Source organism: Patulibacter sp. NPDC049589, from assembly GCF_040675535.1.
Classification (GTDB): Bacteria; Actinomycetota; Thermoleophilia; order Solirubrobacterales; family Solirubrobacteraceae; genus Patulibacter.
This window is the reverse complement of sequence record NZ_JBFAPC010000162.1, coordinates 1-12,592: the sequence shown is the minus strand read 5'-3', so window position 1 is coordinate 12,592 and position 12,592 is coordinate 1. Positions and strand designations below refer to the sequence as shown.

Sequence of the window (12,592 nt, the reverse complement as noted above, 5' to 3'; positions counted from 1 at the left end):
TCGACCCTCAGTCGCGCTTGTTCCTCTGGGACACGATGCGCGACCTGCGCGAGCGCGGCACGACGCTGATCCTGACGACGCACGACATGGCCGAGCCGTCGGCGCCCGTCGAGGCCGTCGAGCCCGCGGTCCCGGTGCCGTCGGCGGCGGTCCCGTCGGCGGCGGCGCCGGGGTCGGCGGCACGGTCCTCGGCGGTCGCGAGGGCGTCGTCGGTCGTGCCGACCTTGCCCACCTTGGCGTCCGCGGCGGGGAGCGCCGGGGGAGCGCCCTTGCCGGCGACCGGCTGGTCGGGGACCCGCAGGTCGATCCACGTCGCGCCCGCGGTGCCAGCATCGTTGAGGACCGCTACGGCGGCCGCCCACTTGGCGGCGACCCGATCGGTGTCGTGGAAGAGCAGCGCCGGCCCGGACGCGAGCCGGACGGTGGTGCCGCCGTCGACGCGGGCGACGTGCGCGAGCAGCTCGGCCGGGGCGGCGCCGAGGATCGCGGTGGCCCGGAGCGCCGCGCCGGTGACGGCGCCGCGGTCGGTGCGGGCGCCGCGGATCAGCGGCAGCTTGCCCGGGGTCCAGTCGGGGAGCAGCTTGCCGTCGGCGGAGACCGAGACGCGCTTGCCGCCGTCCTCGACCGCGCCGACCGCGAGGCGCTGGTGGACCTCGATCTGGACCGCGTGGGGGAACTTCGTATGGACCGTGACGCCGGTGATGCTCGAAGTGCCCTGGACCGCCTGGTGGACGGCGCCGTCACCGAAGCCGAGGGTGCTCTGCCCCATCGCGGCGTCCTCGATCGCGCGGCGGATCTGCGGGGCGTCGGGACCCTGGGCGCCGACGACCGTCACCCGCTGGACCGCCGAGAGCGGCGTGAGACGCAGGACGAGGTAGACGACGGCCAGGAGGCCGAGCACGCCGATGAGCGCGAGCAGGACGAGCCGGCGGTTCGGGGCGGCCGACGGGCCGGACCGGATCCATCCGGCGCGGGGCGAGAGAGCGGCGCCGGCGTCGTGCAGGCGCGCGGAGAACGACGGGGTGGGCATCTCCCGTCCCGTTCGCCGCGCGGGCCGCGGTCCCTCCCGCGGGTTCGTCGGACGAGCGTCCGCTCCGCCCGGACCCGCACGGGCCCCGGGGGCGGACCCGGTCTCAGCCCGCGGCCGCGACCAGCCCGCGGGCGACCGCGTCGACGTCGCCGGCTCCCATGCAGAGGCAGAGGTCGCCGGCGCGCAGGAGCGCCGGCAGGCGCTCGATGGCGTCGGCGATCGTCGGCAGGAGGAGGACCGGTCGCCCGTCGGCGGCGTCGGCGGCGGTCCGGGCGAGCGTCAGGCCGTCGACGCCCGGGAAGTCCTCGGCCCGCTCGCGCGCCGGGTAGACGTCCAGCAAGCAGATCAGGTCGGCCTCGGCCAGGGCCGCCCCGAACGCGTCGGCGAGCATCTGGGTGCGCGAGAACAGGTGCGGCTGGAAGACGGCCACGATCCGGCGGGGGCCCAGGGTGCGGGCCGCGCGGATCGTCGCGGCGACCTCGGTCGGGTGGTGCGCGTAGTCGTCGATGATCACCGCTCCAGCCGGGCCGATGCCGGTCTGCTCGAAGCGGCGGCCGGTCCCCGGGAAGTCGAGCATCGCGTCGGCGGCGCGGTCCGGGTCGGCGCCCGCGAGGGTGGCGGCGGTCAGCGCCGCGGTCGCGTTCCAGGCGTTGTGGAGTCCCGGCTGCCGCAGCCCGACGGTGCGGTCGCGCCACGCGAAGCGCTGCGCCCCGTCCCCCGGGGTCGAGGAGTCGACGTCGTAGCGGTGGACGTGGGCGGCGTCGGCGGGGACGATCCGGTCGAGCTCGCGCCGGTCCCAGACGACCCGCTCGGTCGCGCCGGCGAGGAAGGTGCGGAACGCCGCGTCGAGGTCCGCGCGGCCGGCGTAGGTGCCGTGGTGATCGAGCTCGACGCTCGTGACGACCGCGATCTCGGGGTGGGTCTCCAGGAACGAGCGGTCCGACTCGTCCGCCTCGACGACCAGCCAGCCGGACGTGCCGACGTGGACGTTGCGGCCCGTCGAGCGGAGGATCCCGCCGACGAGGTACGACGGGTCCTCCCCCGCGCCCTGCAGCGCGTGGACGGTCATCGCCGACGTCGTCGTCTTGCCGTGGGCGCCGGCGACGGCGATCACCCGGTGCTCGGCGCAGACCTCGCGCAGCAGCTGGTGCCGCGAGCGGTCGGGCAGGCCGCGGCGCCGGGCCTCGACGCGCTCCGGGTTGTCCTCGGGGATCGCGGTCGACGAGACGACGACCAGGTCGTCGCCGTCGGGCAGGTTCCCGGCGTCGTGCCCGATCCCCACGGCGATGCCGGCGGCGCGGACCCCGTCCAGGTACCGGCTCTCGCCGCGGTCGGACCCCGTGACCTCGGCCCCGAGCCCCTTGGCCAGCACCGCGAGCGCGCTCATCCCCGCGCCGGCGATGCCGAGCACGTGGAGGCGACGACCGGACCATGGTGCGGAGGACATCGCGGCGGAGCGTATCCGGCGGGTGCGGGGCGGCGGTGGGAGGGGACCGAGGGCGGCGCCGACGGGCGGGCGGGCCGGGGCGATGGTCACCAGATCGGGTACCTGGCGGGAGCGTTTCGTGGTGGCCGGCGGCGTGGCCAGGGTCGGCGGGCGGGCCCACGCCGCGGTCACCAGATCAGGTACCTGGCATGAACGTTTCCTGGTGCCCGGCGCCGCGGCCAGGGCCGGCGGGCCGCCCGCCACCGCGGCCACCAGATCACGTACCTGTCAGGAACGTTTCCCGGTGCCCGGCGCCGCGGCCAGGGCCGGCGGGCCGCCCGCCACCGCGGCCACCAGATCACGTACCTGTCAGGAACGTTTCCTGGTGGCCGGCGCCGCGGCCAGGGCCGGCGGGCCGCCCGCCACCGCGGCCACCAGATCACGTACCTGGTAGGAACGTTTCCTGGTGCCCGGCGCCGCGGCCTCGCCGACGCGCCGCGAGCGGCCCGTCGGGGTCCGTCGTTCAGCCGCCCGCGGCGGCCAGGACCTCGTCGGCGATCGCCCGCGCCGCCTTCGGCCGGGCGAGTCCGGCCGACGTCTCGGCCATCGCCCGCAGGCGGGCCGGGTCGCCGAGCAGGCCGGCGACCGTGGCGCGCAGGCCCTCGGCGGTCAGCTCGTGGTCGACGATCACCACGGCGGCGCCGGCGTCGGCCATCCAGCGGGCGTTGGCCGTCTGGTGGTCGGCCGCCGCGTGCGGGTAGGGCACCAGGACGGCGGGACGGCCGTGGGCGGTGACCTCGGCGATCGAGCCGCCGGAGCGCGCGACGACCAGGTCGCAGGCCGCGAGCGCCGGGCTCAAGGGCGAGAGGTAGTCGTAGAGCACGTACGTGGTCGCGGCGGCGAGCTCCTCGGCCGTTCCGTCGAACCCGGCCGGGGCCGCGACGACGCCGTCGTCCCCCGCCTCGAGCGTCTCCCCCGCCGCCGCGACCCGCACGTCCTTCGGCGTCGTCCCGTCGCGGTCGTCGGCCGCCGCGACCGTCGAGGCGTCGTCCCCGCCGATCGCCGTGCCACCCGCGGCGCGGACCCGCGGCGCCAGGGCGGCGAAGTCGCGACGGCCCGACGCGTGGATCACGGCGACCTCGGTGTCGCCCGTGCCGTCGAGTGCCGGGGCCCGGAGCCCGGCGAGGCCCTCGACCGCGGCCTCGTTGACCGATCGGGCGCCGAGGGAACCGCCGAAGACGAGGATCGTCGGGGTCCGCTCGTCGAGGCCGAAGCGCGCGCGGGCCCCGGCGTGGTCGGCGAACGGCTCGGGGACCGGGCGGCCGGTCACGAGGAACGTCGGCTCGTCGCGGCCCGCGATCGGGAACCCGAGGCAGACGCGCGCCGCCCGCCGGTGCAGCACGCGGTTGGAGACGCCGAGGTGCGAGTCGGCCTCGGTGAGGACGAGCGGCACGCGCCGGGTGACCGCGGCGGCGCCGACGACGCCCGCCACGTAGCCGCCGCCGCCCATCACGGCGTCGGGCTGCAGCTCGCGGAGGATCTTCCGCGCGCCGCGGACGGCGCCGACCGCGCGGCCGCCGGCCCGGAGGGCCTTCAGCGGGTTGGTGCGGCTGAAGCCCTCGACGGAGATGCGCCGCAGCTCGTAGCCGGCCTCCGGCACGAGGCGCCGCTCCTCGCGATCGCCGCCGACGAAGACGACGCGGTGGCCGTCCTCACGAAGCTCGTCGGCGACCGCCAGCGCCGGCACCACGTGCCCCGCGGTCCCGCCGGCTGCGATCACGAACGTCCTCGTCGTCACCGACGGATCGTGACGCACGGACCACCCGCTCGGCCTCCACCCGTGCCGACGCCAGTCCCAGGCTGGGGACGGGCCGCACGTTCGGGGTCCGGCGGGGGCGCGGCGCGGGGGCCCTCCGGGGGGCCGGGGCGCGCTTGGGGGCGCGGCCGCGGGGGCGCGGGGGCTGCGGATCGTCCGACCGCTCGGCCCCGAGCATCCCGGGCGCGGGTGCGACGACGGGGGTCCCCCGCGCGATGTTCAGCAGGACGCCGACGGCGCCGAGCAGCACCGCGAGGCTCGTGCCGCCGTAGGAGATGAACGGCAGCGGGACGCCGGTCAGCGGGAAGATCCCGAGGACGACCCAGACGTTCAGCATCGCCTGCGTGATGATCACGCCGGTGATCCCGACGGCCAGGAGCTTCTGGTACTGGCCCTCGGTCTTGTCCGCGATCTTCAGGCCGGTGTACGCGATCAGGCCGTAGAGGACGAGCAGCATGATGATGCCGATCGCGCCGAGCTCCTCGCCGACGACGGCGAGGATGAAGTCGGTGTGGGCCTCCGGCAGCCAGTCGGCCTTCTGGACGGAGTTGCCCAGGCCGGTGCCGGTGAGCCCGCCGGTGCCGATCGCCAGCTGGCCCTGGAGCGCCTGGTAGCCCGTGCCGGCGGAGTCGGAGCCCGGGGCGAGGAACGACGCCAGGCGGGCGATCCGGTACGGGTGCATCGCGACCATCACGGCCAGCAGGAAGCCGCCGGCGGCGCCGATCGGCAGGAAGAACCGCCCGGGCATCCCGCCCATGATGAGGACGCAGACCGCGGCGCCGATGATCACGATCGTGGTGCCGAGGTCGCGCTGCACGACGGCCACGAGGGCGACGAGCACGGCGATCGCCAGCAACTCGATCCGCAGGTCCCCCAGCGTGCGCATGGGCGTCCGCCGGGTCGAGAGCCGCAGGGCGAGGAACGCCACGAGCGCGAACTTCGCCAGCTCCGACGGCTGGAACGTGAACGAGCCCGCGCCGAGCCAGCGGTTGGCGCCGTTGACGCGGACGCCGATGCCCGGCAGGACGACCGCCATGCAGAGCACGATCGAGACGACCAGCATCGGGTACGTCAGCTTCTTGATGACGGCGACGCCGCCGCGGGACGCGAGGGCGAGCACGACGAAGCCGAGCGCCCCGAACATCGCGTACCGGAACAGGAAGGTCGTGCCGTTGCTGCCGTTCTTGAGGATCTGCTCCGAGCTGGAGGCGCTGTAGACCCAGATCGCCCCCAGCACGCACAGGGCGAGCACGAGGCCGAGCAGGCGCTCGTACTCGCGCTTGAGCTCGGGGGCACGGGCAGTTGCACGCTTCATCAGGGGCGTGTTCGCCCCCCGTCTTATGAACCCTCCCGCCGATCGGCGATCGGGCGCGCCGCCGCTCCCGGCGTTGCCTCTCCCGGGTGCCCCGAACCTCGCCGCAGTCCGGCACGCCCAGTACCCGAGACGTTCGGGGCGGAGGCCGGCCCCCTCCCGGGTGCCCGGAACCTCGCCGCAGTCCGACGAGCTCCTCCCCGAGACGTTCGGGGCGGGCCCCGGCCCCCTCAGGTCAGGCGCGGATCGACTGGTAGTAGAGCGTGAAGCCGATCGCCGAGAACGCGATCGCCACGATCCAGAAGCGGAGGATGACCTTCGTCTCCGACCACGCCTTCATCTCGAAGTGGTGGTGCAGCGGGGCCATCAGGAAGACGCGCTTGCGGAAGGTCTTGAACGAGAAGACCTGGATGATCACCGAGAGCGCCTCGATGACGAAGACGCCGCCGATGACGAGCAGGAGCTCCTCGGTCTTGGTCATGATCGCGATGCCGGCGACCAGGCCGCCGAGCCCGAGGGACCCGGTGTCCCCCATGAAGACCGTCGCGGGGTGCGCGTTGTACCAGAGGAACCCCACGCAGCCGCCGACCGCGCAGGCCGCCAGCAGCGAGAGGTCCGACGCGCCGGTGCCGATGAAGGTGATCCCCAGGTAGGCGGTCATCACGATCGCGGTGACGCCGGCGGCGAGCCCGTCGAGTCCGTCCGTCAGGTTCACGGCGTTCGACATGAACGCGACGACGAGGTAGATCCAGACGGGGTACAGCCAGCCGAGGTCGATGGTCAGGTCCAGCGTGCGGACCTTGACCGTCGGGTCGAGCTCCGCCGGGCCGGTGACGAACCACCAGAGCACGAGCGACACGACGACCATCGCCAGCAGCTTGCCCTTGCCGCTGAGGCCGAGGGAGCGTTTTCGGACGACCTTCGTCCAGTCGTCGACGAAGCCGACGAGCGCCAGCCCCGCCCCCGTGACGTACACGCCCATGGCGCGCCAGTCGTAGTCCCAGAGCAGCAGGAACGGGACCGAGATCGCCACGAAGATGATCAGGCCGCCCATGGTGGGCGTCCCGGCCTTCTTCTGGTGACCGGACGGGCCCTCCTCGCGGATGTACTGCCCGAAGGACTTCTCCCGCAGCCACTGGATGAACCGTGGCGCCAGGAAGATGCAGATGAGCATGGCGGCGGTGCCGCCGACGAGGACCTTGAGCACGGCTCAGCGGTCCTCGCCGCGCAGGGCGTCCGCGACCCGCTCGAGGCCGATGCCGCGCGAGGCCTTGAGGAGGACGGTGTCGCCCGGCTCCAGCAGCTTGGGCAGGAGCGCGGCGGCGCCGGCGGCGTCCTCGACCCACTGGACCCCGGTGCCGAAGCCCGTGCCGGTGTGGCGGCTGAGCGGCCCGACGGCGACGAGGACCTCGACGCCGGTGAACTTGGCGTGCGCGCCGAGCTCGGCGTGGAGGCGCTTCTCGTCGGGGCCGAGCTCGAGCATGTCGCCGAGGACGGCCACGCGGCGGCCGGTGGCCGCCGTGGCGAGGTCGTCGAGCGCCGCGGTCATGGACATCGGGTTCGCGTTGTAGCAGTCGACGACCACGACGATGTCACGGGACAGGTGCAGTCGCTGGCCGCGCATCGGCGAGATCTCCGGCCGGACCTCGCCGGTCGGCTCGATCCCGATCGCGCGGGCGGCGGCGACGACGGCCGGCAGGTTGCGCAGGACGGTCGGCGAGACCTCGCCGGCCACGCGCAGGCCCTCGGGCAGCCCGTCGCCGGGGCGGACCTCGACGACCTGGACGCCGGGCGGCCGGTGGCCGGCCAGGAGCGGCTCGTCGCCCGGGACGACGGCGGTGGCGCCGGGGATCAGGCCGTGCAGGAGCTCGGCCTTCGCGTCGGCGACGGCCTGCAGCGACCCGAGCAGCTCGACGTGGACCGGCGCGATGTTGGTGATGACGCCGACGTCGGGCTCCGCGATGGCGGCGAGCTCGGCGATCTGGCCGGAGCCGCGCATCGCCATCTCGAGGATCAGGACCTCCGTCCCCTCCTCGGCACCCAGCACCGTCAGCGGCAGGCCGATCTCGGTGTTGAGGTTCGCATCCGTCGCCACGGCCTTGCGGTGCGGCGCGACGACGGACAGCAGCAGGTCCTTCGTCGACGTCTTGCCGACGGAGCCGGTGATCCCGACGACCGTGGCGCCGAGCTCCCAGCGCCAGGCGCGGGCGAGCAGCCCGAGGGCGCGCGCGGGGTCCTCGTGGGTCAGGACGACGCCGACGCCGGGGGCCTTGGCGGCCTCCGCGTGCTCGGGACGCACGAGGACGCCCCAGGCGCCGGCCTCGAGCACCTGCGGGGCGAACGAGCCGCCGTCGACGCGGGCGCCGGGGATGCCGACGAAGAGCGCGCCGGGCAGGCGTGCGTCGTGGGTGTCGATGACCGCGCGGGTCGGGCCGGTGCCGACCGTGGCGTCGGGCGTCCCGCCGCCGTCCGGGGCGCCGCCGGGGGGCGTGGTGGCGGCGGCCGTGGCCCGCGTCGCCGCGCCGGTCACGTCGGGGACCACGGGCGCCGGCGGCGCGTCCTGGACGATCGTCGCGCCCGCGGCGCGGGCGATCCAGGCGGTGTCGCGGCTACGCATGGAGGGACCCCCCGGTCGCCAGGGCGGCCAGCGCCTCGCGCGCGACCTCCCGGTCGTCGAACGGGATCGTCCGGTCCGCGAACTGCTGGCCCTGCTCGTGGCCCTTGCCGGTGATCAGCACGATGTCGCGTGGGCCGGCGAGGGCGATCGCGCGCTCGATCGCGGCGCGGCGGTCCTCGATCCGCTCGACGACCGCGGTGGCGGACGCGTCGATCCCGCCGACGACGGCGTCGAGGATCGCGGTGGGGTCCTCGGAGCGCGGGTTGTCGGACGTGGCGATGGCGACGTCGGACTCCGTCGCGGCGATCGCGCCCATCAGGGGGCGCTTGCCGCGGTCGCGGTCGCCGCCGCAGCCGAAGACGCAGATCGAGCGCCCGCGCGAGGGGTCGGCGTCGGGAACCCCGCCGCCGGCGCCCGCGACCGCGCCGGTCGCCACGTCCGCCGTCCCGCCGCTGGGCCCCTCGCCGCGCCGGATCGCCGCGTCGGCGTCGAGGACGCCCGCCGCGGCCAGCAGCACGTTGTGCAGCGAGTCCGGCGTGTGGGCGTAGTCGACGAGGACGGCGAACGGCTGGCCGCCGTCGATCGGCTCCAGGCGCCCGGGGACGCGGCCGGCCTCGGCCAGCGCGGCGGCCGCGACGTCCTCGCCGACGCCGAGCGCCACGGCCGTGACGTACGCCTGCAGCGCGTTCATGACGTTGAAGCGGCCCGGCATCGGGGTGGAGAGCTCGCGCCCGCCGACGACGAACGAGCTGCCGCGCAGGCCCGTCCGGACCTCCGTCGCCCGGAAGCGCGCGTCGGCCGACTCCAGGCCGACGGTCAGCGCGTCGGGGTGCATGCCCGCCAGGCGCCGGCCGTAGGGATCGTCGACGTCCACGACCTTGGGGGCGTCCCCCGCGTCGGCGAACAGGCGCGCCTTCGCGAGGAAGTAGTCCTCCATCGTCGGGTGGAAGTCGAGGTGGTCCTGCGTGAGGTTCGTGAAGATCGCTGCGGACCAGTGGATCGCGTCGGCACGGCCGAGCGACAGCGCGTGGGAGGAGACCTCCATGACGCACGCCTGATCGCCGCCGTCGAGCATCTCGCGGAAGCGCGGCTGCAGGTCGATCGCCTCGGGCGTGGTGCGGCCGGCCTCGCGCTCGACGCCGCCGATCACCTGCGTCACGGTGCCCAGGAGCCCCGTTTGGCGGCCGGCGGCCTCGAGCAGCGCGCGGACGAGGAAGGCGGTGGTCGTCTTGCCGTTGGTGCCCGTGATGCCGACGGTCTGCAGCGTCGCGGTCGGGTCGCCCGCCAGGCGCGCGGCGGCGGGCGCCATCGCGGCGCGGACGTCGGGCACGACGACCTCGGGGACGGCGGTCCCCAGCGGGTGGTCGACGACCAGCGCCGCGGCGCCGCGCTCGACTGCACCCGCGGCGAACGCGTGGCCGTCGCGGGAGAGCCCCCGGACGCAGAAGAAGACGGTCCCCGGGCCCACGCGTCGGTCGTCGTAGGCGAGCGATGCGACCTCGACGGCCCCCACCGCGGCGGGCGTCTCTTCGAACAGGTCCCCCAACGTCATGCGCACCGGAGCCTAGAGGAGGACCGGCGCCCGCCCGTGCTCCCCTCCCACCCGATCGTCGGGCGGCAGGCGGAGCCCGGTCACTTGTTGGTCGGGACCTTCAGGTACTGCATGGCGTAGCGGGCGATCTGCGCGAACGCGGGGCCCGCCACGGTCGCGCCGAAGCCGCCGCCCGCGGGCTCGTCGGCGACCACCACGATCACGACCTTCGGGTCCTGGGCCGGCGCGAAGCCGGCGATCGACGCCACGTTGCGGACCTTCGAGTACTCCTTGAGCTGCTCGTCGAAGACCTCGGTCGTGCCGGTCTTCCCGGCCAGGGTGTAGCCGGGGACCTTCACGCCCGACGCCGTGCCTCCGGCCTCGAACACGCCGGTGAGCATGCCGCGCACCTCCTTGGCGACGTCGGGCCGCAGGATCCGCGTGCCCTTCGGCCGGGAGATCGGCTGCCCGCCGACCGTGCGCACGAGCGTGGGCTTGCGGAGCACGCCGCCGTTGGCGATCGTCGCGTAGAGGTTGGCGATCTGCATCGGCGTGACGAGCTGCCCCTGGCCCATCGGCAGGTTGCCCATCGTCGACCCGGAGTAGTCCTTGACCGGCAGGAGCAGGCCCTGCTGCTCCGGCATGCCGATCCCGGTCGGCTTGCCGAAGCCGAACTTCCGCATCCAGCCGTCGAAGGCCGCCGTGCCCTTCTCGGCGTTCAGGCGCTGACCGATCTTGATCGCGCCGATGTTCGAGCTCTGGGCAAGGATCTGGCCGGGCGTCATCACCTCGACCCCGTGCGGGTGCGAGTCGTTGATGACGCGGTCGGCCACCTGGTAGGCCCCCGGCACGGTGAACTGCGTCTGCGGGGTGACGATGCGGTCCTGCAGCGCCCCGGAGACCGCGACGGCCTTGAACGTCGAGCCCGGCTCGTAGTTGAAGTTCAGCGCGAGGTTGCTGTCGTACCCGTCGGGCGCCTCGTTGGGCTTGTTGGGGTCGATCCGCGGCCAGTTGGCCATCGACAGGACCTGGCCGTCGGGCTGCATGACGATCGCCGTGGCGCGCTTGGGGCGGTACGTCTGCCCCAGCTCCTGCAGCGCGTCCTCGGTCATCTGCTGGATGCGCGTGTCGAGGGTCAGGCCGACGTCCTTACCGGGGACCATCGGCTTCTCGATCTTGCGGCGCAGCGAGCTGCCCGACGCCGCGTTCGTGTCGACGGTGCGGCCGTTGGTGCCGCGCAGGCGGTCGTCCAGCGCGTACTCGAGCCCCGACAGCGCCTTGTCGTCGGTGCCGAACGACCCGAGCAGCTGGCCGGCCAGGGCGTTGTTCGGGTACACGCGGCGGTTGCGCGGCGTGTACGTCACGCCGTTGAGCTTCACGCCCTGCCGCTTGGCCCGGTCCTTCATCGCCTGGATCTTCGTGTCCGGGACGCTGCGGCCCAGGTACTCGAAGCCCTTGCCGGAGACGAGCTTGGCGAGCACCTCGTCCTCGGGCAGGTCCAGCGACTTGGCGATGACCGCGGCCATGACCGCAGGCTGCTGCGGCGGCACCAGCGTCCGCAGCTGGAGGACCTGCTTGGAGGAGACCGCGACGTCGGCGGCCGGCTCGGAGACCGCCAGCGGGTCGCCGCTGCGGTCGGTGATCTCGCCGCGCAGGGCGAGGACCTCACGGCCGCTGAGCTGCTGGCCGGCGGCCTGGATGCTGAGCGTGTCGGCCTTCGCCAGGGCGAACCACACGGAGCGCAGCCCCGCGAGGGAGACGAGGACCATGGAGATGGTGAAGAGCACGCGCAGGCGGCGATCTGCGTACATGCCCGGTCGTTCGCCGCGGCCGCGGGCGGTCCTGCCGCCGCGCGCGGGTTTTTATGTGCCCCTTCGGGAGGGCGTCCCGGCGGCGGGCGCGACGTCGTCGGCGCAGGGCCGACGGGGTCGCTCAGGGCGAGACGCCACCGGCGACGCCCCCGCCGCTCGTGGTCCCCGTGGTGCCCGACGTGCCCCCGCCCGAGGCGGTGCCCGTCGATCCGGTCGACGCGCCTCCACCGGTCGTGCCGGTGGTCGCCGCGCCGGAGGTCCCGGTCGACGTGGCGCCGGTCCCGGTCGCGCCCGTCGCGGTGGACGTGCCGGTGGACCCGCTGGTGCCGCTGCCGGTCGACGTGCCCGTCGCCGCGGTGCCGGTCGCGCCGGTGCCGGTGGACGTCCCGCTGCCGGTGGACGTCCCGGTGCCCGTCGACGTGCCGGTGCTCGTGCTCGTGCGCGGCGTGGCGGTGGTGCCCGCCGCGCCGGAGGTCGTGCCGGTGGCCGCCGCGCCGGTGCCGGTGCCGGTGCCGGTCAGCGACGAGCCCGCGGCGGAGTCCTGCGTCGTCGTGGAGCCGGTGCCGGGGGCCGCGCCCTGCGTGGCGTCGACGGCGTCGCCGTTCTGCTCGGAGGGGTTCGGGGCCGGCTTCCAGTCCGGGGACGGCGGGCGGATCATCGAGGCCGCGCGGGCCGCGTCGGTCCGGCGGGCGTCGAGGTAGCCGACGCCCTCGGGGTCCGCGATGACCATGCCGATGCCGCGGCCGAACTCCGACACGCGGTCCGTCGAGCCCAGGGACGCGACCTCGTTGCGCATCGTGGCGGTCTCGCGCTCGAGCTTGCTGATCTCGAGGTCGCGCGCGGCGACGGACTGGTTCGTCTGCAACGTGGCGGCGTGCAGCGCGATGACGCCGCAGCCGAGGGCGAGGATCAGGACGAGCCACGGCCGACCGCCGGTCAGGCGGGCCAGGAGCGTGACGGTGCCGCCGCTGATCGTCAGGACGGTCACGCGCTTCTTCGCGATCAGCGCACTGACCGTCGCGGACCTCGACTGCACGACCGTGCGCCAG

General features: G+C 74.8%; 8 protein-coding genes and 1 pseudogene. All 9 read right to left on the bottom strand.

The genetic code is table 11. The features are described from left to right. Positions 1-7: 7 nt before the first annotated feature. Positions 8-1,030, bottom strand: coding sequence for a hypothetical protein (locus tag AB0L40_RS22600; RefSeq protein ID WP_364360033.1), 1,023 nt, complete (start codon positions 1,028-1,030; stop codon positions 8-10). A 103-nt stretch (positions 1,031-1,133) separates the two neighbouring features. Then, positions 1,134-2,477 carry a UDP-N-acetylmuramate--L-alanine ligase gene (gene murC, locus AB0L40_RS22595; protein ID WP_364360030.1) on the bottom strand — a complete coding sequence of 448 codons (1,344 nt, stop codon included), beginning with the start codon at positions 2,475-2,477 and terminating at the stop codon, positions 1,134-1,136. 502 nt (positions 2,478-2,979) lie between these two features. Further along, positions 2,980-4,254, bottom strand: coding sequence for a UDP-N-acetylglucosamine--N-acetylmuramyl-(pentapeptide) pyrophosphoryl-undecaprenol N-acetylglucosamine transferase (locus tag AB0L40_RS22590; protein ID WP_364360027.1), 1,275 nt, complete (start codon positions 4,252-4,254; stop codon positions 2,980-2,982). Next, positions 4,169-5,587: a putative lipid II flippase FtsW gene (gene ftsW / locus AB0L40_RS22585; protein ID WP_364360024.1), complete on the bottom strand. Its 1,419-nt coding sequence runs from the start codon at positions 5,585-5,587 to the stop codon at positions 4,169-4,171. Before ftsW ends, AB0L40_RS22590 begins: the two co-directional genes overlap by 86 nt. Positions 5,588-5,819: 232 nt before the next feature. Then, positions 5,820-6,791, bottom strand: a complete 972-nt coding sequence (gene mraY / locus AB0L40_RS22580) for a phospho-N-acetylmuramoyl-pentapeptide-transferase (protein WP_364360021.1) — start codon at positions 6,789-6,791, stop codon at positions 5,820-5,822. A 3-nt stretch (positions 6,792-6,794) separates the two neighbouring features. Next, positions 6,795-8,201 (bottom strand): UDP-N-acetylmuramoyl-tripeptide--D-alanyl-D-alanine ligase, encoded by a 1,407-nt coding sequence (gene murF / locus AB0L40_RS22575; protein ID WP_364360018.1) that lies wholly within the window; start codon positions 8,199-8,201, stop codon positions 6,795-6,797. Continuing rightward, positions 8,194-9,753, bottom strand: a complete 1,560-nt coding sequence (locus AB0L40_RS22570) for a UDP-N-acetylmuramoyl-L-alanyl-D-glutamate--2,6-diaminopimelate ligase (RefSeq protein WP_364360015.1) — start codon at positions 9,751-9,753, stop codon at positions 8,194-8,196. The genes murF and AB0L40_RS22570 overlap by 8 nt, the downstream gene beginning before the upstream one ends. An 80-nt stretch (positions 9,754-9,833) precedes the next feature. Continuing rightward, positions 9,834-11,543: a penicillin-binding protein 2 gene (locus tag AB0L40_RS22565; RefSeq protein ID WP_364360012.1), complete on the bottom strand. Its 1,710-nt coding sequence runs from the start codon at positions 11,541-11,543 to the stop codon at positions 9,834-9,836. A 121-nt stretch (positions 11,544-11,664) separates the two neighbouring features. After that, positions 11,665-12,592, bottom strand: a pseudogene (locus tag AB0L40_RS22560) (hypothetical protein); the annotation flags it as partial.